The following is a 24,437-nucleotide window of genomic DNA, read 5'->3' on the forward strand; positions in this document are numbered from 1 at the left end:
GGAATGGACAAAAAATTATTGGAAAAACCGGAAAATTATTATAACCGTGAGATGAGCTGGTTACAGTTTAATTACAGAATCTTAAATGAGGCGAAGGATAAGTCAATTCCACTGTTTGAACGCCTGAATTTCCTGAGTATCACAGAATCAAATCTGTCTGAGTTCTTCATGGTGCGTGTAGCATCTCTGATCGATCTGGTACACGCAGATGTAAAGAAGAAGGACATTGCAGGATTGACGCCGCAGGGGCAGCTCGATCTGATTATTCCTGAGACGAAGAACATGATTGCGAGCCAGTACAGCACACTGAACCGCCAGATTCTTCCTGCAATGGAAGAAAATGGTCTGAAGCTTGTTAAGCATTATGAGGACTTAAACGAGAAGCAGAGCAAGTTCGTAGATAAATATTTTGAGAAGGAAGTGTATCCGGTACTTACGCCGATGGCAGTTGATTCTTCGAGACCATTTCCACTGATCAGCAACAAGACTTTAAATATTGGTGCACTGATCCGTGATAAGAAGAAGGATGTTATTGACATTGCAACCGTACAGGTACCATCCGTGTTGCCACGTGTGGTTGAGATTCCGGGCGAGGACGGATGCAGAGAGATCATTCTGCTCGAGCAGATCATTGAGAAGAACTTGAATCAGCTCTTCTTAAATTACGAGATCATTTGCGCGTATCCATACAGAATTATGCGAAATGCAGACCTTGCAATCGACGAGGACGATGCGTCCGATCTGTTGAAGGAGATCGAAAAGCAGATTAAGAAGCGTGCGTGGGGCGAGGTTATCCGGCTCGATGTGGAAGCAGAGATGGATAAGCGTCTGCTGAAAGAATTGAAGAAACAGTTAAATGTCAACAGCGATTATGTCTATTCGGTAAATGGACCACTTGATCTTACGTTCCTTGGAAAGGTACGTGGACTCGATGGCTTTGATCATTTGAAGAATAAGAAATACATCCCACAGCCGGTGAAGGGATTGGATCTCGATGCGAATATCTTCGACCAGATCAAGAAGAAGGATATCCTGTTACACCATCCGTATGATGAGTTTACACCGGTCATTGAGTTCATCAAACAGGCGGCAATTGATCCGGATGTACTTGCGATTAAGCAGACGTTGTACCGTGTCAGTGGCAATTCTCCAATCATTGCAGCACTTGCACTTGCAGCGGAAAATGGCAAGCAGGTAACGGTACTTGTTGAGTTAAAAGCACGATTTGATGAAGAAAATAATATAAATTGGGCAAAAAAACTGGAAAAAGCGGGTTGCCATGTTATTTATGGTCTGGTAGGATTAAAGACGCATTCCAAAATTGCACTCGTTGTCAGACGGGAAGAAGATGGCATCAAGCGATATGTTCATCTTGGAACTGGTAACTATAATGATGTGACAGCAAAGTTATATACAGATATGGGTATGCTGACTGCATCGGATGCGATAGGGGAGGATGCAACCGCAGTCTTTAATATGTTGTCGGGTTATTCCGAGCCGCCAGCATGGAATAAACTGCTTGTAGCTCCGATCTGGATGAAGGATCGATTCCTTGCACTGATCGACCGGGAGGCAGAGAATGCACGTATGGGTAAGAGTGCTAAGATCATTGCCAAGATGAATTCCCTGTGTGATCCGACGATTATCCGTGCACTGTATGAGGCGAGCAATGCGGGCGTGAAAATCGAACTGATCGTACGTGGTATCTGCTGTCTGAAGACAGGGATTCCGGGACTTTCCGAGAACATCACGGTGCGTTCCATTGTAGGTAACTTCCTGGAGCATGCGAGAATCTTTTATTTCTATAATGATGGATTCGAAGATGTATATATGGGCAGTGCCGACTGGATGCCTAGAAATCTGGACAAACGAGTGGAGATTACATTCCCGGTTGAGGATGAAGACCTCAAAAAACGGGTGATTGAGATTTTGGAGATTCAGCTTTCCGATACATTGAAAGCACATATTATGCAGCCGGATGGCTCATATGCAAAACAGGATCTGAGGGGGCGTGAAAAGTTGGAGGCGCAAAATTATTTCTGCAAACAGGCGATGGGTTCCTTGAAAGAGGACGACAAAAAGAAAGTATCCCGTATCTTCATTCCGCGCATGAAGATCGGTGATTAATAAAAACAATAGAGAGGAGACTTAAAAAAGTGGAAAAGTTTTTTAAGATCAAAGAGAGAGGATCAACGCTTAAGACTGAGATCTTCGCAGGTATCACAACCTTCTTCGCAATGGCTTACATTATCTTTGTAAACCCGAATCAGGTTGCTGCAGAGGGCGCAAATGGATGGCTTGTCGGATTAGGAGCTGATCCGGGAACTATGGGACAGATTTGGAATTCTGTATACATCGCATCTATCATCGTAGCGATCATCGGTACGTTGTTGATGGCATTTGTTGCAGATATGCCGTTTGCACAGGCGTGTGGAATGGGACTCAATTCCTTCTTCTGTACAATCTTCGTAGCTGGCTCTTTCTTCGCTGGTGAGGATGTTAAGACAGGCTATCAGGCAGGTCTTGTTATCGTATTTTTGTCAGGTGTTGTATTCCTGCTTCTTTCCGTAACCGGACTTCGTAAGTACATTGCAGTATCTATGCCGGAGTGCCTGAAGAAAGCAATTCCTGCAGGTATCGGTCTGTTCATCGCAATGATCGGTTTCAAGAATGCAGGTATCATCGAGGACAACCAGTACACATTTGTACAGTTCTACGATTTCCATGGCAGAATCAAGCAGATCGGTACAGAGGTTGACGGCGTGATGGTAACAGGTCTGGATGTATGGCATCAGATTGTACCGGTTGTCGTCGCTTTGCTCGGTGTGCTTATCATTGCAATCCTTGCGAAGAAGGGAATTAAGTCAAACGTGATTATTGGAATCCTTGCATCAGCAGTACTTTATTATCTGTTTATGTGGGAGGTACCTTCTTTTGATATGAGCAATATTTCCCAGTCTTTCAAGGATTTTGCAAAAGTAGGTTTCTTAGGCGTATTTAATGGTGACGCATGGGATGCCGCATTTAACAGTTCGTATGTCGGCGGTGTATTCTCCGGAATTATGCTGATCGTAGCATTCTGTCTCGTAGACATGTTCGATACGATCGGAACCATCTATGGTACAGCCGCATCTGCAAACATGATGGATGAGAATGGTGATCCGATCAGCATGAATGAGTGTATGCTCTGTGACTCAATCGGTACAGTATCCGGTGCTCTGCTCGGTACATCTACATGTACAACATTCGTAGAGTCTGCATCTGGTGTTGGTGCCGGTGGTAGAACAGGATTTACAAGTATTATAACAGCACTTTGCTTCGTATTCTGTTTGTTCTTAAGCCCGCTTGCAAGCGTGATCCCAAGCTGTGCAACTGCACCGGCTCTGATCTATGTAGGTGTTCTTATGGCCAGAAACTTTGCAAAGGTAGATATGGACGATATGCTTTCAGCAGTTCCTGCGTTCCTTGCATTGATCATGATGCCTTTGACATATTCTATCTCAAATGGTATCGGTATCGGTGCAATCGCTTATGTTGTAATCGCTCTGTTCACAGGCAATTACAAGAAGAAGGATATCGTAATTACAGTTATCGCTGCATTGTTTGTATGTAAGTTTATCTTCGTCACGATGTAGCCGGATTGTAAAGCAAATAATATGGAAACAAAAGAGGATCGTACTTGCGGGGTGCGGTCCTTTTTTATTGTATACGGACCGCCACTATACAATGTTCACAATCCAAATTGTGCAAGATGACGAATAACAGGAAGAAAACAGATTAAAATATTGGATAGTATTGCTTGTTGACTAATTTGCTATATGTGTTATACTTCAACTAGAACAGAAAGAGAGATACAGATCCGGAAGGGAGTTGAGAAGTATGGATGCTGAAAAGTTTACAAAGAAGTCATTAGAGGTAATAGAAAGTTGTGAGAAGCTTGCGTATGAGTATAACAATCAGGAACTGACGCAGGCGCATTTAATGTATGCACTTGTGACGGTGGAAGACAGTCTGATTGCGAAGCTGCTTACGAATATGGGAATCAATATGGATGCGTTTACCGGCGAATGTGAGAAACTGGTTGCAAACCGGCCGAAGGTATCGGGCGGACAGTTGTTTACAAGTCCGGAATTTTCCAAGGCATTGATTCAGGCAGAAAAAGAAGCAAAACAGATGGGTGATGACTACATTTCTGTCGAGCACATTTTCTTGGGTCTGCTTGAGAAGGCAGATAAGGATATCAAGCGAGTGATAAATGCGTATGGTATCACAAGAGGTAAATTCCTTGAGGTGCTGGCGAATATCCGTGGCAACCGGAAGGTAGAAAGTGATAATCCAGAGGATACTTACGATGCATTGAATAAATATGGATACAACCTGGTAGAGCGGGCGCGGGAGCAGAAGCTGGATCCGGTCATCGGTCGTGACAATGAGATCCGAAATATTATCCGAATCCTGTCCCGTAAGACAAAGAACAATCCGGTCTTAATCGGTGAACCGGGTGTTGGTAAGACTGCCGCAATCGAAGGACTGGCACAGCGTATCGTGCGTGGCGATGTGCCGGATTCGCTGAAGGATAAAGATATTTTCGCATTGGATATGGGTGCACTGTTAGCGGGTGCCAAGTATCGTGGTGAGTTCGAGGAGCGTCTGAAGGCAGTCCTTGATGAAGTGAAGAATTCCGAAGGTCATCTGATCTTATTTATCGATGAGATTCATACAATCGTCGGAGCTGGTAAGACCGAGGGCTCTATGGATGCGGGCAATATGCTGAAGCCTATGCTTGCGCGTGGTGAGCTGCACTGTATCGGTGCGACAACGCTGGATGAATATCGGAAATACATTGAGAAGGATGCGGCATTGGAACGTCGTTTCCAGCCGGTTATGGTAAATGAGCCGACCGTGGAAGATACGATTTCCATCCTGCGAGGTATCAAGAACCGTTACGAAGTGTTCCACGGTGTCAAGATCAGCGATGGTGCATTGGTCAGTGCGGCAACACTTTCAAATCGTTATATCACAGATCGTTTCCTGCCGGATAAGGCAATCGACCTGGTTGATGAAGCATGTGCGATGATTAAGACAGAACTTGATTCGATGCCTGCCGAATTGGATGAGATTTCCAGAAAGATCATGCAGCGGGAAATTGAGGAAGCAGCACTTAAGAATGAAACAGATCATCTGAGTCAGGATCGTCTGGAGGTACTCCGGAAGGAATTGGAGGAACTGCGGGAACAGTCCAAACAGATGAAGGCAACATGGGAACACGAGAAGCAGGATGTTGAACGTGTACGGAAGCTTAGAGAAGAGTTAGAAGATGTGAATAACCAGATTCAGGTTGCACAGCGCGAGTATAATCTGGAGAAGGCAGCAGAACTGCAATATGGTAAGCTGCCGCAGATCAAGCAGGAGTTGGAACGTCTCGAAGCACAGGTTAGTGAGAAAGACAGAAGCCTGGTGCATGAGTGTGTTACAGAGGAAGAGATTGCGAAGATTGTTGCAAAGTGGACAGGAATTCCAGTTGCAAAGCTGACGGAGAGTGAGCGTAACAAGACCTTGCACCTTGGCGATGAGCTACACAAACGTGTTGTTGGACAGGATGTGGCAGTGCAGTTAGTCAGCGATTCCATCATTCGTTCGAAGGCAGGTATCAAGGATCCGACAAAGCCGATTGGATCGTTCTTATTCCTTGGACCAACTGGTGTAGGTAAGACAGAACTTGCGAAGTCGCTTGCTGCTGCATTGTTTGATAATGAAGCAAACATGGTGCGTATCGATATGAGTGAGTACATGGAGAAGCACAGTGTGGCACGACTGATCGGAGCACCTCCGGGATATGTTGGATACGATGAAGGCGGACAGCTCACAGAGGCAGTCAGACGGAAGCCATATTCCGTAGTCCTTTTTGATGAGGTAGAAAAGGCACATCCGGATGTATTCAATGTACTGTTACAGGTGCTTGATGATGGACGTATCACAGACTCGAAGGGCAAGACCGTCGATTTCAAGAATACGATTCTGATCATGACATCCAACATTGGCTCCGAGTATCTGCTTGAAGGTATTGATGAGAATGGTGAGATCAAGCCAGAGGCATCGGCACAGGTTATGGCAGGCTTGAAGAATCATTTCCGTCCGGAGTTTTTGAACCGTCTGGATGAGATTATCATGTTCAAGCCGCTTGACAAGGCGTCTATCAGTGGTATTGTCAACCTGTTGCTTGCAGATCTGAATAAGCGGATTGCAGATAAGGAGCTGACACTGAAGCTTACCGATGCAGCGATGGATCATGTCATTGAAGCCGGTTACGATCCGCATTACGGAGCACGACCACTCAAGCGTTATCTGCAGAAGAATGTGGAGACACTGGTTGCAAAGAGCATCCTGTCGAATGAGCTTCGTGCAGGCGATACGATTACGCTTGATTATGATGGCAATGCGTTGTATATCAAGAAGTAAGCTATATAGAATTGGAATACCGTCAATATGGGAGCAATCCTGTATTGACGGTATTTTTTTCGCCCGATTACGTGGGAGCATGATTTCGTACAGCAATTCTGCTTAAGTATCAGACTGTGCGCATAGTTGCTCGATGTCAATATTGGAGCAAATGTCAGTATTTGACATATTGCTCCTAAAAGGTTGTTCAGCCTACAAAAAAATGGTAAAATAAGCAAGGCAAAAGTGATGGGAGTTGCACATGAACGATGTTTGTGGAAAACTCTGCGAAAGGAGACAAAACTATGTGGGCAAACGAAAGCGTATTTTATCAGATTTATCCGCTTGGCTTCTGTGGTGCACCATTTGAAAACGATGGAAAATTGGTGTCACGAATCAAGAAGGTGGAGGACTGGATTCCTCACATCCAGAAGCTTGGCGCAAACGCAATATATTTTTCACCGGTATTCGAGAGCGATACACACGGCTACAATACGAGAGATTATACGAAGATCGACTGCCGTCTTGGCACGAACGAGGATTTCAAGGAGGTTGTCGATAAGCTGCATGCAGCAGGAATCAAGGTTGTCTTGGATGGTGTATTTAACCATGTGGGACGCGGCTTCTGGGCATTTCAGGATGTATTGAAAAACCGTTGGGATTCCCCGTACAAAGACTGGTTCCATATCAGCTTCGATGGCAATTCCAACTATAACGACGGACTCTGGTACGAGGGCTGGGAAGGAAACTTTGACCTTGTCAAATTAAACCTTCGGAACGAGGAAGTGATCCAGCACATCTTGTCCTGTGTTAAGGGCTGGATCGATGAGTTCGATATCGACGGTCTCCGTCTGGATGTGGCATATTGCTTAGACCACGATTTTATCCGCAGACTACGCGCACACTGTGACGGACTGAAACAGGATTTCTTCTTATTAGGAGAATTGCTGCACGGCGATTACAATGTATTTGTAAATGATGGCATGCTGCACAGTGCGACAAACTATATGTGCTATAAGGGACTTTACTCAAGCTTCAACTGCATGAACATGTTCGAGATCATTCACAGTCTCCTGCAGCAGTTTGGACCAGAAGAATGGACGCGATACAAAGGAAAGCATTTCCTGTCCTTCGTCGATAATCACGATGTGACAAGAGTCGCAAGCATCCTGACGAATAAGAACCATTTGCCTCTCATTTATGCACTTGCGTTTGGTATGCCGGGTATCCCTTGTGTATACTATGGAAGCGAGTGGGGTGCAGAAGGCAGAAAAGAAGAGGGCGATCCGTCCTTGAGATTGAGCTATGAGAAGCCGGAATGGAACGAACTGACTGACTGGATCAGCAAGCTCGCGGAAGCGAAGAAGCACAGCGAAGCATTGAACTATGGTGGATTCCGTTCGGTTGTACTTACGAATCATCAGTGTATCTTCGAACGTCGTTCGGAGCATGAGCGTGTGCTTGTGGCAATCAATGCAAGCGACCAGCCGTACACGGCGCATTTTGATGCCGGATGCGGAACCGCACAGGATCTGATTACCGGACAGCCACACGACTTCGGTGGTGGCTCTGAACTTCCTCCATATTCCGCAGCATTCTGGAAGATGGAGCACTAATCATCAACAAATAAAAAGTCTCGCATAAACTATACAGAAAGTGTATGTTTGCGAGGCTTTTTTATGGCAGTGAAAATCGTAATCGACGCCGGACATGGCGGATATGACGCCGGTGCTACGTATAATGGAAGAAGAGAGAAGGACGATACGCTGGCACTGGCACTTGCGGTCGGTGAGATATTGGAGGCACAGGGATACGATGTTGTCTACACACGGACGGACGATGTCTACGATTCGCCAGTGCAGAAAGCGCGGATTGGAAATGAAAGCGGTGCAGATTTCTTTGTATCGATTCACCGGAATTCCTCCCCGACACCAAACCAGTACAATGGCGTGCAGACACTGATCTATAACAACGCCGGACTCAAGGCAACAATGGCGGAAAATGTGAACAAAGAATTGGAACAGGTCGGCTACCGGAATATCAACGTGGTGGAGCGACCGGATCTTGCGGTACTCCGACGGACGAGAATGCCTGCAATCCTGGTAGAAGCAGGATTTATCAACAGCGATGTGGATAACAATCTTTTTGATACGAAATTCTCTGAGACAGCAGAGGCAATTGCGCGCGGCATCGATGAGACAATCCGAGATGCCGGATATACGGTTGCGCAGGGAGATATGCGAAGCGATGTTGCACAGGTGAGTGCTCCTGTATCAGAGGAAATGTATATCGCTAAGTCAGAGAACGATGCATCCGGTACGCAGATGGTAAATGAATATTATGGAATTTCACGGACGATTCCAGTATTTGCAGAAGAAACGTCGCAGCAACCAATCGGCTATCAGATACTGGTTGGCATCTACCGGGCGTTTGGAACTGCATCGTATCAGGCAAATCGGTTTATCAATGCAGGATACGACGCAATGGTATATGAGGATGAAGGGCTGTATCAGGTGCGTGTCGGAAATTATGATACGATCGAAGATGCAATTATTGCACAGCGGGAATTGCGCGATCGTGGATATGATACGCTGATTGTGCGGAAAATGTAAATAAAAGTGAAAATGGGTATTGACAACTATAGGTTTACGTGATAAAGTAGCAAATGATGAACTGCCGTAGACAGTAGGTGCCGCGAGGCATAAGCAGGAAAACGCCTACCGAGGAAGAGTCGTGATGAACGAATTTTAACTCTCATACTGCGGTGTGGGAGTTTTTCTTTTAAGTGCAGTTTCCGTTAATATTATAAGGAGGTGCAAGACTTTGGCTAAGATCGAGTTAAAACAGCCTGTCGTTGAGGAAATCAAAGAGAATATTAAGGACGCTAAGTCAGTAGTATTGGTTGATTACCGTGGACTTACAGTTGATCAGGATACACAGCTTCGTAAGTCAATGAGAGAGGCAGATGTCATTTACAAGGTATACAAGAATACCATGGTAAAGCTTGCTATTGCTGGTACAGAGTTCGAGTCTTTGAAGGACGAGCTCGAAGGACCTACAGCCGTTGTTATCTCTAAGACAGATGCGACAGCTCCTGCAAGATTGGCAGCTAATTTCGCTAAGGCGAACCCAGCGCTTGAACTTAAGAGTGGTGTTGTTGAGGGTACTCATTACGACACAGACGGCATTAAGAAAATCGCTACAATTCCTTCCAGAGACGAACTTATCTCTAAGTTCCTTGGAAGCATCCAGTCACCAATTACAAACTTTGCTCGTGTTATTAAGCAGATCGCTGAGAGCAAGGAAGCTTAATTGGAATCGTTGAGATTGGAAATTACAAAACAAATTTAAATTTATAATGGAGGATTATTATTATGACAACTCAGGAAATTATTGAAGTTATCAAAGGTTTATCAGTATTAGAGTTAAATGACCTTGTAAAGGCATGTGAGGAAGAGTTCGGCGTATCTGCAGCAGCAGGCGTTGTAGTTGCAGCAGCAGGTGCAGACGGTGCTGGCGCAGCTGAGGAGAAGGATTCCTTCGACGTAGAGCTTACAGAAGTAGGTCCTAACAAGGTTAAGGTTATCAAGGTTGTTCGTGACTGTACAGGTCTTGGACTTAAGGAAGCTAAGGACGTTGTTGATGGCGCTCCTAAGGTTCTTAAGGAAGGTGCTTCTAAGGAAGAGGCTAACGAGATCAAGGAGAAGCTTGAGGCTGAAGGCGCTAAGGTTACTCTTAAGTAATTTCGACTTAAACATTAAATGTCCGGTTTGGCAGATGCCAAGCCGGATTTTTTATCTAAGAAATGATACAAAGAAATCTTTTTTATTTTTCTGCAATTTTTTTCAAAAAGTGTGTTGACACAAATTTCCAACCATGATAGTATAGTAAAATGTCATTACTATGGATATGTGTGCTATAAATTCGGATAGTAAAGAAAAAACCAAATAAATTCAAGGGGTGAATGCGTCGATGAAAAAGTACAGAATGCGTCCTGTGAAATCGGGAAGAGGTATGCGAATGAGTTTTTCAACTGAGAAGAGAGTTTTGGACATGCCAAACCTCATCGAAGTGCAGAAGAATTCATATCAGTGGTTCCTTGACGAAGGTTTGAGAGAAGTGTTTAAGGATATTTCTCCAATCGTCGATTACACAGGCAATTTGAGTTTGGAACTGGTTGATTATCAGTTGTGTAAGGAAGACATCAAGTATTCTATTGAAGAATGCAAGGAACGTGATGCAACTTATGCAGCTCCAATCAAGGTCAATGTGCATCTTCGTAATGAAGAAACAGGTGAAATTGCACAGCATGATATCTTCATGGGTGATCTTCCACTTATGACAGAGACAGGTACATTCGTAATCAATGGTGCAGAGCGAGTTATCGTCAGCCAGTTGGTTCGTTCTCCTGGTATCTACTATGCAATCGATCACGATAAATTTGGTAAGACCTTGTACTCATCTACAGTGATTCCAAACCGTGGTGCATGGCTGGAGTATGAGACGGATTCCAATGATGTATTTTACGTACATGTTGATAGAAATAGAAAGGTGCCAATCACAGTTTTGATTCGTGCACTTGGCTTTGGAACAAACCAGGAGATCATTGATCTGTTTGGTGAGGAGCCAAAGATTATGGCGAGCTTGGAGAAGGATGTTTCAAACAGTTTTGAGACAGGTGTCATCGAGCTTTATAAGCGACTTCGTCCGGGCGAACCAGAGGAAGTAGAAAATGCGACAAATCTCTTCATGGGTATGTTCTTCGATGCAAGAAGATATGATCTGGCGAAGGTTGGTCGTTATAAGTATAATAAGAAGCTTGCATTAAAGAATCGTATTGCAGGTCATGTTCTGGCAGAGGATGTCATTGATCCAAGTACTGGTGAAGTTTTGTTTGCAGCAGGTACCACTCTTACAAGAGAGGATGCAACTGCAATCCAGAACGCAGCAGTTCCTTTTGTGTACATTCAGACGGAAGAGAAGAATGTAAAGGTACTGTCAAACCTGATGGTAGATCTTTCTGAATATGTAGGTTTCGATCCGAAGGAAGTTGGCATACATGAAGCAGTTTATTATCCGGTATTAGAGAAACTCTTACAGGAGTACGATGACGAGGACGAGTTAAAGGCAGCCATCGAGGCAAATGTAAGCGAGCTTGTACCAAAGCATATTACAAAGGAAGATATCATTGCTTCCATTAACTATAACATTCATCTGGAGTATGGCATCGGTAACGACGATGATATCGACCACCTGGGCAACCGTCGTATCCGTGCAGTCGGTGAATTGCTCCAGAACCAGTACAGAATCGGTCTTTCCCGTATGGAAAGAGTCGTTCGTGAGCGAATGACAACGCAGGATAAGGATACTGTTACCCCGCAGTCTCTGATCAACATCAAGCCTGTTACAGCAGCCGTGAAGGAGTTCTTCGGAAGCTCTCAGTTGTCACAGTTCATGGATCAGAACAACCCACTTTCTGAGCTGACACATAAGAGACGTCTGTCAGCCCTTGGCCCGGGTGGTTTGTCAAGAGATCGTGCCGGATTCGAGGTTCGAGATGTACACTACACACATTATGGTAGAATGTGCCCAATCGAGACACCTGAAGGTCCGAATATCGGTTTGATCAACTCTCTTGCTACGTATGCAAGAATCAATGAGTATGGTTTCGTTGAGGCGCCATACAGAAAGCTGGATAAGTCAGATCCTGCCAATCCGGTTGTTACAGATGAAGTTGTATATCTGACAGCGGACGAAGAGGATAATTATATTGTTGCACAGGCGAATGAGCCATTGGATGAGGACGGTCACTTCAAGAAGAACAACGTATCTGGTCGTTTCAGGGAAGAGACATCTGAGTTCCCGAAGGCAAACGTTGACCTGATGGACGTATCACCAAAGATGGTATTCTCTGTTGCTACATCCATGATTCCTTTCCTGGAGAACGATGATGCAAACCGTGCCCTCATGGGATCCAACATGCAGCGTCAGGCAGTGCCACTTCTTCGTACAGAAGCTCCGGTTGTTGGAACAGGTATGGAAGCAAAGGCAGCTGTTGACTCAGGTGTATGTATTGTTGCAAAACACGATGGTGTTGTTGAGATGTCATCCAGCGAGAAGATCATTGTCAAGTGTGACGATGGTACATTGGATGAGTACCATGTAATCAAGTTTGCCCGAAGCAACCAGGGTAACTGTATGAACCAGCGCCCGATCGTGAAGAAGGGTGATCGTGTAACAAAGGGAATGGTAATCGCTGATGGTGCATCTACATCAAACGGTGAGATTGCACTTGGTAAGAACCCATTGATCGGATTCATGACATGGGAAGGTTACAACTACGAGGATGCCGTTCTTCTGAGTGAGAGACTGGTAAAGGAAGATGTGTATACATCTGTTCATATTGAAGAGTACGAGACAGAAGCAAGAGATACAAAGCTCGGACCAGAAGAGATCACAAAGGAAGTTTCCGGAAACGGTGATAATGCCCTGAAGGATCTGGACGAGAACGGTGTTATCCGTATCGGTGCGGAAGTTCGTGCCGGTGATATCTTAGTTGGTAAGGTAACTCCAAAGGGAGAGACTGAGGCAACAGCCGAGGAGAGACTGCTTCGTGCAATCTTCGGAGAGAAAGCAAAAGAGACAAGAGATACATCACTGAAGGTGCCACATGGTGCTTACGGTGTTGTTATGGATACAAAGATCTTTACGAGAGAAAATGGCGATGAACTGCCACCAGGAGTAAACAAGTCTGTTCGTGTATACATTGCACAGAAGAGAAAAATCTCCGTTGGTGATAAGATGGCTGGTCGTCATGGTAACAAGGGTGTTATCTCGCGTATCCTTCCAGTTGAGGATATGCCATTCCTGCCAAATGGTCGTCCACTTGATATCGTGTTGAACCCATTGGGCGTACCTTCCCGTATGAATATCGGACAGGTGCTTGAGATTCACCTTAGCCTTGCTGCAAAGGTACTTGGATTTAACGTATCTACACCAGTCTTCGATGGTGCAAACGAGCATGATATCATGGATGCTCTGGAGATGGCAAATGATTATGCAAACTCCGATTGGGAGACATTCTATGAGAAGTATAAAGATGATACAGAGAAGGAAGTTATGGATTATCTGTATGAGCACCGTGACCACCGTGAAGAGTGGAAGGGTGTTCCAATCAACCGTACAGGTAAGGTAAAGGTACGTGATGGTAGAACCGGTGAGGAATTTGATTCACCAGTTACAATTGGATTCATGCATTACCTGAAACTGCATCATCTGGTTGATGATAAGATTCATGCACGTTCGACAGGTCCTTACGGAATGGTTACACAGCAGCCACTTGGTGGTAAGGCACAGTTCGGTGGACAGCGTTTTGGTGAGATGGAGGTTTGGGCTCTTGAGGCTTACGGTGCATCTCATACATTGCAGGAGATCCTGACTGTGAAGTCCGATGATGTAACAGGACGTCTGAAGACTTACGAAGCAATCATCAAGGGTGAAAATATCCCGGCTCCTGGTATTCCAGAATCCTTCAAGGTATTGCTTAAGGAGTTCCAGTCACTTGGTCTGGATGTCGGAGTTCTCGATGAGAACGGTGAAGAGGTAGAACTCGGAGAGTCTATGGATACCGGAAATGAGAACGTGAAGAAGTATATGGGCGAAGATCCAGACGACTTCAATGAGGATCTTGGAGAGAACGGATACAGCGGAATTAACGAGGATAACGAATTAGAGTCTTTGAATGATGATTATCTGGACGATGATTTCGACGGTAATTTCGATGATGAATTTTAAGGAAGGAGATTTGTAAGAGATGTTAGCGATGAATAACGAGAAAAATCAAGAGCAGCCTATAAATTTTGATGCCATCAAAATTGGACTTGCATCTCCTGAAAAGATAAGAGAATGGTCTCATGGCGAGGTTACAAAGCCAGAGACAATCAATTATAGAACTTTGAAGCCAGAAAAAGATGGTCTTTTCTGTGAGAGAATCTTTGGACCAAGCAAGGACTGGGAATGTCATTGTGGTAAGTACAAGAAGATTCGTTTTAAGGGCGTTGTCTGTGACCGTTGTGGTGTAGAGGTTACAAAAGCTTCCGTACGTCGTGAGCGTATGGGACATATCGAGCTTGCTGCACCAGTGTCACATATCTGGTACTTCAAGGGAATTCCAAGCCGTATCGGATTGATGCTTGACATTTCTCCAAAGCTTTTGGAGAAGGTACTGTACTTTGCATCTTACATTGTAATTGATCCGGGAGAGACGAATCTGGAATACAGACAGGTGCTCTCTGAGGCAGAATACAGAAAGGCAGAAGAGGACTTCGGCGGAAAGTTCCGTGTTGGAATGGGTGCCGAGGCAATTAAGGAGCTTCTTCAGGCAGTTGATCTGGACAAAGAGGCTGAGACTTTGACAGAGGAGCTGCAGACAGCAACCGGACAGAAGCGTGCACGTGTCATTAAGCGTCTGGAGGTTGTAGAAGCATTCCGTAACTCACATAATAAGCCTGAGTGGATGATTCTGGATGCAATTCCAGTTATCCCACCAGATATCCGTCCAATGGTACAGTTGGATGGTGGTAGATTCGCAACTTCCGATCTGAATGATCTGTATCGTCGAATCATCAACCGTAACAACCGTTTGAAGAGACTGTTGGATCTGAAGGCACCTGACATCATTGTTCGTAATGAGAAGCGTATGCTACAGGAAGCCGTTGATGCATTGATTGATAATGGTAGAAGAGGACGTGCGGTAACTGGTCCTGGTAACCGTGCATTGAAGTCTCTTTCTGATATGTTAAAGGGTAAGCAGGGACGTTTCCGTCAGAACCTTCTTGGTAAGCGTGTTGACTATTCCGGACGTTCCGTTATCGTAGTTGGTCCGGAGCTGAAGATTTATCAGTGTGGACTTCCAAAGGAAATGGCAATCGAGCTGTTCAAGCCTTTCGTAATGAAAGAATTGACAGCACGTGGTATTGCTACAAACGTAAAGGCAGCAAAGAAGAAGGTTGAGTCTTTGGAGCCAGAAGTATGGGATGTATTGGAGGATGTAATCAAAGAGCATCCAGTTATGCTGAACCGTGCCCCGACGCTTCACAGACTTGGTATTCAGGCATTTGAGCCAATCCTGGTAGAAGGTAAGGCAATCAAGCTTCATCCATTGGTATGTACCGCGTTCAACGCCGACTTCGATGGAGACCAGATGGCTGTGCACCTTCCACTTTCTGTAGAGGCACAGTCTGAGTGTAGATTCCTGCTTCTGTCACCAAACAACTTGTTGAAGCCTTCTGATGGTGGTCCGGTAGCCGTTCCTTCTCAGGATATGGTACTTGGTATTTACTATCTGACTATGGAGCGCTATGCAAGTATTTCTGACGAAGAAGCTGCAAATGTAGAGATTAAGAAAGAATATCTTGCTGACGACGAGAAGGGCAATCTGGAGCAGTTGCATACAGATTGTTATGCAGGCGAGTTAGATGCAGATGATTATATCAGAGTTCGTGTCGTTGCAAAGAAGACAAAGGCAGAGACATTCTACAAGAATATTGTAGGAACAGTCAGAAACTTCATGAAGCCGAAGTTCAGCAGCGAGAACCTTGCAATGCTCGCATATGAGAACAAAGAGATTACATTACATCAGAAGATCGAAGTTGTTCGTACTGTTACGACTCCAGATGGCGAGAAGCATACAGGATTCGTTGAGTGTACACTGGGACGTCTGATCTTTAACGAGATTATTCCACAGGATCTTGGATTCGTAGACAGAACAAATCCAGATAATATCCTGGAGCCAGAAATCAACTTCCATGTTGATAAGAAGCAGTTGAAGAAGATCCTTGACAAGTGTATCAATACACACGGCGTTACAAAGACCGCAGAGGTATTGGACGATATCAAGGCAATGGGTTATAAGTACTCAACAAGAGGTGCGATTTCAGTATCTATTTCTGATATGACAGTGCCTGCATCTAAGAAGGATATTCTGGAGCATGCACAGGAAATCGTAGATAAAGAGAATATGCTGTTCGGTCGTGGATATCTGACCGACGAAGAGCGTTATCATGCCGTTGTCAAGACATGGCAGGATGCTGATGACAAGCTTACAAAGGCTCTGTTGGATGGACTTGACAAGTATAACAACATCTACATGATGGCAGATTCCGGTGCCCGTGGTAGTGATAAGCAGATCAAGCAGCTGGCTGGTATGCGTGGACTGATGGCAGATACATCAGGACGTACCATCGAGCTCCCAATCAAGTCAAACTTCCGTGAAGGTCTTGACGTATTGGAGTACTTCATCTCTGCGCATGGTGCTCGTAAGGGACTTTCTGATACAGCCCTTCGTACAGCCGATTCTGGATACCTGACACGTCGTCTGGTAGATGTATCGCAGGATCTGATCATCCGTGATGTTGATTGTAGCGTAGATCGTGAAGAGAAGCCAGGCATGTATGTCGAAGTATTTATGGAAGGTGATCGTGTAGTCGAGAGCCTGAAAGATCGTATCACAGGTCGTTACGCAGCGGAAAGCATTTACGATAAAGATGGTAACATGCTTGTAAAGGTAAATCATATGATCACTCCAAAGCGTGCAGAGAACGTTTTGAAGAATGGTGTAGATAAGGATGGTGTTCCATTTACACTCGAAGGTGAGTCAGAACCAAGAAGAGATGCAAAGATCAAGATTCGTACGATCCTCACATGTCGTTCACACCTTGGCGTATGTTCAAAGTGCTACGGTTCAAACATGGCAACCGGACAGGCGGTTCAGGTTGGTGAGGCAGTCGGAATCATCGCTGCGCAGTCAATCGGTGAGCCTGGTACACAGCTTACAATGAGAACATTCCATACAGGTGGTGTGGCCGGTGGAGATATTACACAGGGTCTTCCTAGAGTTGAGGAGTTGTTCGAGGCAAGAAAGCCAAAGGGACTTGCAATCATCACAGAACTTGGTGGTGTGGTTGAGATCCGTGAGACAAAGAGAAAGCGTGAAGTAGTCATTACAAATCAGGAGACAGGTGAAGCAAAGGCTTACCTTATTCCTTATGGCTCACGTTTGAAGGTACAGGATGGACAGGTACTTGAAGCCGGTGATGAGCTGACAGAGGGTTCTGTAAATCCACATGATATCCTGAAGATCAAGGGTGTACGTGCTGTACAGGATTACATGATCCAGGAAGTACAGAAGGTATACCGTCTGCAGGGTGTTGAGATCAACGATAAGCATATCGAGGTTATCGTTCGTCAGATGCTGAAGAAGATTCGTGTTGAGGAAAGCGGAGATAGCGATTACTTACCAGGAATCAACGTAGATGCACTTGAGTTCACAGAGCTCAACGAGAAGCTGGAAGCAGAAGGCAAGGAACCAGCAAAGGGAACGCAGATTATGCTTGGTATTACCAAGGCTTCTCTTGCTACAAATTCCTTCTTGTCAGCAGCATCCTTCCAGGAGACAACCAAGGTATTGACCGATGCCGCTATCAAGGGCAAGGTTGATCCGTTGATCGGTCTGAAGGAGAACGTCCTGATTGGTAAGCTGATTCCTGCTGGTACAGGTATGAAGCGTTATCGTAATGTGAAGCTTGACACAGGCGATGGAAACATCGATATGTCAGAGGTAACAGGCGAAGAGACAGGTGATTTCGAGGAAGCAGATGCAACCGTAGAAGAAACTGTTAACACAGAAGAGTAATAAAATAAACACACATGGTTGGTGACAGCCATGTGTGTTTTCTTATAAATGACTTTATATTCTAAAAAAATGAAATTTTTTCTTATATTTTGCGGGTTTCCCTGTTGACATCCGACGATTTGAATAATATAATAGTCAAGCATGCGTTTAAGGCATGTGATTTGTGTGTATACTTGTGTATGCATGGTGTAAAATATTTTGAATGGAGGTGAAAACATGCCAACTTTTAACCAGTTAGTTAGAAAGGGAAGACAGACTGTAGAGAAGAAGTCTACTGCACCAGCGCTCTTAAGAAGTTACAACTCACTTAAGAAAAAGCCTACTGATACAGCTTCACCACAGAAGAGAGGTGTTTGTACAGCAGTTAAGACAGCTACTCCTAAGAAGCCTAACTCAGCTCTTAGAAAGATCGCCAGAGTTCGTTTGTCAAACGGAATCGAGGTTACATCTTACATCCCAGGAGAAGGTCACAACCTTCAGGAGCACAGCGTTGTTCTGATCCGTGGTGGTAGAGTAAAGGACTTACCTGGTACAAGATACCATATCATCAGAGGTACTCTTGATACAGCAGGTGTTGCTAAGAGACGTCAGGCACGTTCTAAGTACGGTGCTAAGAGACCGAAGGATGCAAAATAAATCGGTAGATTAGTATTGTAACAGTTCGTATTTCAAGAACTAAAAAGTGCGAAAGTGGGTTATGTTTTCCGTATTATATATTTATAGAAGGAAAGATAGCAATTTCCGCACGAACACATTTCCACAATACTCAAGTACAGCAGGTAACGGTTTGCTGTATCTCTATTGAGGGGAATGTGAGTACCGTTGAATTAATTCGGATTGAAAGATCCAAAAATAATTAAGGAGGGAAGAACCGTGCCACGTAAAGGACATATTGCAAAAAGAGACGTATTAGCGGATCCAATTTACAACAATAAGATCGTTACAAAGCTTATCAACAACATCATGCTTGATGGTAAGAAGGGTGTTGCTCAGAAGATCGTTTACGGTGCTTTTGATCGTATCGCAAACGAGACTGGTAAGGAGGCTTTAGAGGTTTTCGATGCTGCTATGAATAATATCATGCCATCACTCGAAGTTAAGGCCAGACGTATCGGTGGTGCAACATACCAGGTTCCAATCGAAGTAAGACCTGACAGAAGACAGGCTTTAGCGCTTCGTTGGTTGACAACTTACTCACGTGCAAGAAGTGAGAAGACTATGGAAGAAAGACTTGCAAAAGAGCTTATGGATGCAGCAAACAATACAGGCGCATCTGTTAAGAGAAAAGAAGACATGCACAAGATGGCAGAGGCAAACAAGGCATTTGCTCATTACAGATTCTAGTTTTCGGGTGCATATATACTAAAATAAGGAGGAAAAAACCTTGGCTGGAAGAGAATATCCACTTGATAGAACAAGAAACATCGGTATCATGGCACATATTGATGCTGGTAAGACAACTCTTACAGAGAGAATTCTTTACTATACTGGTGTAAACTATAAGATTGGTGAGACTCATGATGGCGCTTCTACCATGGACTGGATGGAGCAGGAGAAAGAGCGTGGTATCACAATCACGTCTGCTGCTACAACATGTCACTGGACATTAGAGGATCATCATAAGAAGAAGCCAGGTGCTTTAGAGCATCGTATCAATATCATCGATACTCCGGGACACGTAGACTTTACTGTTGAGGTAGAGCGTTCACTTCGTGTATTGGACGGAGCTGTTGGTGTATTTGATGCAAAGGCTGGTGTTGAGCCACAGTCAGAGAACGTATGGCGTCAGGCTGACACATACAATGTTCCACGTATGGCATTCATCAATAAGATGGATAAAATGGGTGCAGACTTTTTCATGTCTGTACAGACAATCATTGACCGTCTTGGCAAGAATGCAATTCCTGTACAGATTCCAATCGGACAGGAAGATGATTTCATCGGACTGATCGATCTGTTCGAGATGGATGCATACTATTATAAGAACGATGAGGGTACAGATATCGAGATTACAGATATCCCTGCAGATTTGAAAGAGCTTGCTGATAAGTGGCATGAGAATCTGGTAGAGAAGTGTTGTGAGCTTGATGATGACCTTATGATGCAGTATCTTGAGGGTGAGGAGCCATCTATCGCTGATATGAAGGCTGCACTCCGTAAGGGTACAATCGCAAACGAGGCAGTTCCTGTATTCTGTGGTTCTGCTTACAAGAACAAGGGTGTTCAGAAGATGCTCGATGGCGTTATCGAGTACATGCCTGCTCCTACGGATATCCCTGATATCACAGGTACAGACGAAGATGGTAACGAGGTAACTCGTCCTTCATCTGATGAAGCTCCATTTGCAGCACTTGCATTTAAGATTATGACAGATCCTTTCGTAGGAAAGTTGGCATTCTTCAGAGTATATTCCGGTACATTGAACTCAGGTTCTTATGTACTGAACGCAACAAAGGGTAAGAAGGAGCGTGTAGGACGTATCGTTCAGATGCATGCAAATTCCCGTACAGAGATCGACAAGGTTTACTCTGGTGATATCGCTGCAGCAGTTGGATTCAAGGTTACAACAACCGGTGATACAATCTGTGACGAGCAGCATCCAGTAATCCTTGAGTCTATGGAATTCCCTGAGCCAGTTATTGAGCTTGCTATCGAGCCAAAGACAAAGAATGATCAGGGTAAGATGGGTGAAGCTTTGGCAAAGCTTGCTGAAGAAGATCCTACATTCCGTGCACATACAGATTCAGAGACAGGTCAGACAATCATCGCAGGTATGGGCGAGCTTCACTTGGAAGTTATCGTTGATCGTCTTCTCCGTGAGTTCAAGGTTGAGGCAAACGTTGGTGCACCTCAGGTTGCTTACAAGGAGACATTTACTAAGGCTGTTGATGTAGATAGCAAGTACGCTAAGCAGTCTGGTGGTCGTGGTCAGTATGGTCACTGTAAGGTTAAGTTCGAGCCTATGGATCCAAACGGTGAAGAGCAGTTTATTTTCGAGTCAACTGTTGTCGGTGGTGCTATTCCTAAGGAATACATCCCAGCTGTTGGTGAAGGTATCGAGGAAGCAGCAAAGGCTGGTATCCTTGGCGGATATCCGGTACTTGGTGTTAAGGCAAACGTTTATGATGGTTCTTACCATGAAGTCGATTCTTCAGAGATGGCATTCCACATCGCTGGTTCTATGGCATTCAAGGATGCTATGGCAAAGGGTGGAGCAGTGCTTCTTGAGCCTATCATGAAGGTTGAGGTTACAATGCCTGAGGAGTACCTCGGTGATGTAATCGGTAGCTTGAATGCAAAGCGTGGACAGATCCAGAGTATGGACGATATCGGTGGTGGAAAGATTGTTAAGGCATTGGTTCCACTTGCTGAGATGTTCGGTTACTCTACAGAGCTTCGTTCTTCTACACAGGGTCGTGGTAACTACTCTATGTTCTTCGAGAAGTATGAGCAGTGTCCAAAGAACATTCAGGAGAAGGTTCTTGCAAACAAGAACTCTTAATTCTGCAAAGTATATATTTGTAGGACAATTTTAAAAAATTGCTTGAAAATATCGCTATATTTTAATATAATGATTTTTAGCCGAGTAAACGCCCGGAAAGGGCAAATAAATTGCCCGGAGGGGCTATATTAAGGAGGAAATTATAATGGCAAAGGAAAAGTTTAACAGATCAAAGCCACATTGTAACATTGGTACAATCGGACACGTTGACCACGGTAAAACTACTTTAACAGCTGCAATTACAAAGGTATTGGCTGCTAGAGTTGCTGGTAACACAGCTACAGATTTCGAGAACATCGATAAGGCTCCAGAAGAGAGAGAAAGAGGTATCACTATCTCTACAGCTCACGTTGAGTACGAGACAGAGAAGAGACATTACGCACACGTTGACTGTCCGGGTCATGCTGACTATGTAAAGAACATGATCACTGGTGCTGCACAGATGGATGGTGCTATCCTCGTTGTTGCTGCAACTGATGGTGTTATGGCTCAGACAAAGGAGCACATCCTTCTTTCTCGTCAGGTAGGTGTACCTTACATCGTAGTATTCCTGAACAAGTGTGATATGGTTGACGATGAGGAACTTCTTGAGCTCGTAGAGATGGAAGTTACAGAGCAGCTTGAAGAGTATGGTTTCAATGACTGCCCAATCATCAAGGGTTCTGCTCTTAAGGCTCTTGAAGATCCAATGGGTCCTTGGGGCGACAAGATCATGGAGCTTATGGATACAATTGATTCATACATTCCAGATCCACAGAGAGCTACAGATAAGGACTTCATCATGCCTGTAGAGGACGTATTCACAATCACAGGTCGTGGTACTGTTGCAACTGGTAGAGTTGAGGCTGGTGTTATTCATCTTAACGACGAAGTTGAAATCGTTGGTATCAAGCCAGAGAAACAGAAGACAACTGTAACAGGTATCGAGATGTTCCGTAAGCTCCTTGACGAAGGTCAGGCTGGTGATAACATCGGTGCTCTTCTTCGTGGTATCAAGAGAGAGGATATCGTACGTGGACAGGTTCTTTGTAAGCCAGGTTCAATCACATGTCATACAAAGTTCACAGCTCAGGTTTACGTTCTGACAAAGGACGAGGGTGGTCGTCATACACCATTCTTCAACAACTATCGTCCACAGTTCTACTTCAGAACAACTGATGTAACTGGTGTATGTAACCTTCCAGCTGGTACAGAGATGTGCATGCCTGGTGATAACGTAGAGATGACAATCGAGCTCATCCACCCAATCGCTATGAGCCAGGGTCTTACATTCGCTATCCGTGAGGGTGGTAGAACAGTAGGTTCTGGACGTGTTGCTACTATCATTGAGTAATCTTTGATTTCGTATCATAGAAACTTAAATACAAGCCGCAATTCCTCATTTTATGAGGAGTTGCGGTTTTCTTTTGTTTAGAGAAGATTAACGAACAAAGAAAAAGCCCGTTTCAAGTTCTTCACTCAAAATGGGCTTGTGATACGCGTGTGATACACGTTGTTTTTAAGACATCAAATCCACACCAAATCAATCTTCGGTGTGAGGCCAGTTAATTTTCCATTCAAAATACTCTTCTTTGGTAATTTTACCGGAGGCTAAGTCCTCTTTTTTCCTTTTCCAGGTATTCAGGAAATCATCCAGTAAAGAATAATCAAAACCAACAGCGATATGCTTCTCGGTAGGATTCTTGGGATTTGCAACTTCGTAGAGGGGCATATTGTAGTGCTCATCCAGTTTGAAGAGTGCATACATCACATCCTCGGCTGCGTAGAGGGAAGGCTCGTAAATGGAGCGGTAATTACAGTTCAAGGCTTTTGCCAGCTCCTGTATCATATCTTCCTTGGGTGTGCGGTTGCCGGTTTCGTACTGACGGATTCGCACGTCGGATAAGCCGACTGCTTCGCCAAGCTGTGCCTGTGTTAATTTGCGGAAATTTCTGATTCGTTTTATTCGTTCACCAATAGCCATCGTGTAACTCCTTCCAACTTCAAAAAGTAACATTATAGTTACTAATAGTAAGCGGGAGGTTAGAGTCATGTGCAAACGAGTACATAAGTTTTATCTGAATCAGGACTATAAGCCAAGAGGATTTTACAACGAGCAGAATAATACGGTGAATGTGATTCACTATGATACTAACTGCATCGTAAGTCTGGATTGTGGGAAGTGGGAGAGTGGTCTTCGGACCACGCCCAATTCCCAAGGAAAGATGGATGCAATGGCGATTGAGAACCCGGTGGAGTATGTGAGGTTGATGCTTGACGGAGAGATGCAGGTATGGCTGGATGCATTGGATGATATAAGTGTGTGGTAGCAAGATAAGCAGAAGTAGAGCCGGCTGGTGAAATCCAGTCGCTTTTTTTACGTGCCAGAATGGTATTTCTATACCGTAAAATGACACAGGTGAATTTAGATGTGTCTTCTGCCAGATACGCATTTTGGATATCCGGGGCAAAATGTTGTATCGGTTAGGGAAAAATCCCTAAAACCCTTTGGATATAACATAGGTACTCCACTTTTTGGAGCACCTTTTAGAAAATGACGCCAATAAATGGAGTACATAGAAAATATACAGGGTTTCAGGGGAAAATCCCATGTATTGATGTACGAATGGGGCTGTGGGCACAGAATGCGTATCTGGCGAAGGACTGGGGGAGAAGCGGAGTAATAGTTGGAGAGGTGGTTGAGGAAGGGGAAATTTAGTACTGAGCATAAGGTGGAGCATACATTTTGAAAAATGATATATGCTTAATGTTTGCGTTGATTTTATCAATAAATACGTTTATAATGGTAATGTTAGGAGGATTGTT

16 protein-coding genes and 1 other annotated feature are annotated in these 24,437 nt (G+C 44.5%); of the genes, 15 read left to right on the plus strand and 1 reads right to left on the minus strand.

All coding sequences use genetic code 11. The features are described from left to right. The first annotated feature begins 3 nt into the window (after positions 1–3). The 13 genes from AAAT93_RS03775 to tuf all read left to right on the plus strand — a co-directional run bounded on the left by AAAT93_RS03775 (position 4) and on the right by tuf (position 22,965). Complete coding sequence (locus tag AAAT93_RS03775; protein WP_021985302.1) at positions 4–2,127, plus strand: RNA degradosome polyphosphate kinase; 2,124 nt, start codon at positions 4–6, stop codon at positions 2,125–2,127. A gap of 29 nt (positions 2,128–2,156) precedes the next feature. Next, a complete protein-coding gene (locus AAAT93_RS03780; RefSeq protein ID WP_227572979.1) occupies positions 2,157–3,635 on the plus strand; it encodes an NCS2 family permease in 1,479 nt (492 codons plus the stop codon). A gap of 244 nt (positions 3,636–3,879) precedes the next feature. Further along, on the plus strand, positions 3,880–6,459 hold the full coding sequence (clpB, locus tag AAAT93_RS03785; protein WP_021985300.1) for an ATP-dependent chaperone ClpB: 2,580 nt from the start codon (positions 3,880–3,882) through the stop codon (positions 6,457–6,459). A gap of 284 nt (positions 6,460–6,743) precedes the next feature. Then, complete coding sequence (locus tag AAAT93_RS03790) at positions 6,744–8,054, plus strand: alpha-amylase family glycosyl hydrolase (protein WP_021985299.1); 1,311 nt, start codon at positions 6,744–6,746, stop codon at positions 8,052–8,054. A gap of 63 nt (positions 8,055–8,117) precedes the next feature. Continuing rightward, positions 8,118–9,050: an N-acetylmuramoyl-L-alanine amidase gene (locus AAAT93_RS03795; protein WP_021985298.1), complete on the plus strand. Its 933-nt coding sequence runs from the start codon at positions 8,118–8,120 to the stop codon at positions 9,048–9,050. A 46-nt stretch (positions 9,051–9,096) separates the two neighbouring features. Next, positions 9,097–9,227 (plus strand) — a sequence feature (ribosomal protein L10 leader region). A 34-nt stretch (positions 9,228–9,261) separates the two neighbouring features. Next, positions 9,262–9,750 carry a 50S ribosomal protein L10 gene (gene rplJ / locus AAAT93_RS03800; protein WP_021985297.1) on the plus strand — a complete coding sequence of 163 codons (489 nt, stop codon included), beginning with the start codon at positions 9,262–9,264 and terminating at the stop codon, positions 9,748–9,750. A gap of 62 nt (positions 9,751–9,812) precedes the next feature. Further along, the gene (gene rplL, locus AAAT93_RS03805) at positions 9,813–10,181 is read left to right on the plus strand and encodes a 50S ribosomal protein L7/L12 (RefSeq protein ID WP_021985296.1); all 369 of its coding nucleotides are present in this window, start codon (positions 9,813–9,815) and stop codon (positions 10,179–10,181) included. Between the two features lie 229 nt (positions 10,182–10,410). Further along, entirely contained in the window at positions 10,411–14,232 is a 3,822-nt protein-coding gene (locus AAAT93_RS03810) for a DNA-directed RNA polymerase subunit beta (RefSeq protein ID WP_117780566.1), read from the plus strand. Between the two features lie 19 nt (positions 14,233–14,251). Further along, complete coding sequence (gene rpoC / locus AAAT93_RS03815; protein WP_021985294.1) at positions 14,252–18,130, plus strand: DNA-directed RNA polymerase subunit beta'; 3,879 nt, start codon at positions 14,252–14,254, stop codon at positions 18,128–18,130. Between the two features lie 216 nt (positions 18,131–18,346). Then, on the plus strand, positions 18,347–18,766 hold the full coding sequence (gene rpsL / locus AAAT93_RS03820) for a 30S ribosomal protein S12 (RefSeq protein WP_021985293.1): 420 nt from the start codon (positions 18,347–18,349) through the stop codon (positions 18,764–18,766). 237 nt (positions 18,767–19,003) lie between these two features. Continuing rightward, positions 19,004–19,474, plus strand: a complete 471-nt coding sequence (gene rpsG / locus AAAT93_RS03825) for a 30S ribosomal protein S7 (protein ID WP_021985292.1) — start codon at positions 19,004–19,006, stop codon at positions 19,472–19,474. A gap of 40 nt (positions 19,475–19,514) precedes the next feature. Further along, positions 19,515–21,632, plus strand: a complete 2,118-nt coding sequence (fusA, locus tag AAAT93_RS03830) for an elongation factor G (RefSeq protein WP_021985291.1) — start codon at positions 19,515–19,517, stop codon at positions 21,630–21,632. Between the two features lie 145 nt (positions 21,633–21,777). Next, the gene (gene tuf, locus AAAT93_RS03835) at positions 21,778–22,965 is read left to right on the plus strand and encodes an elongation factor Tu (RefSeq protein WP_118544680.1); all 1,188 of its coding nucleotides are present in this window, start codon (positions 21,778–21,780) and stop codon (positions 22,963–22,965) included. A gap of 189 nt (positions 22,966–23,154) precedes the next feature. On the opposite strand, the gene AAAT93_RS03840 is transcribed toward tuf, so the two are convergent. After that, positions 23,155–23,595, minus strand: a complete 441-nt coding sequence (locus tag AAAT93_RS03840) for a helix-turn-helix domain-containing protein (RefSeq protein ID WP_227572980.1) — start codon at positions 23,593–23,595, stop codon at positions 23,155–23,157. Positions 23,596–23,662: 67 nt separating this feature from the next. Between AAAT93_RS03840 and AAAT93_RS03845 the strand changes: the two genes are divergently transcribed. Next, complete coding sequence (locus AAAT93_RS03845) at positions 23,663–23,941, plus strand: DUF6061 family protein (protein WP_227572981.1); 279 nt, start codon at positions 23,663–23,665, stop codon at positions 23,939–23,941. 224 nt (positions 23,942–24,165) lie between these two features. Continuing rightward, a complete protein-coding gene (locus tag AAAT93_RS03850; RefSeq protein WP_227572982.1) occupies positions 24,166–24,330 on the plus strand; it encodes a hypothetical protein in 165 nt (54 codons plus the stop codon). Positions 24,331–24,437 lie beyond the last annotated feature (107 nt).

The sequence above is a fragment of the Coprococcus hominis (ex Arizal et al. 2022) genome, assembly GCF_040094675.1.
GTDB classification, from domain to species: Bacteria; Bacillota; Clostridia; order Lachnospirales; family Lachnospiraceae; genus Coprococcus_C; species Coprococcus_C hominis.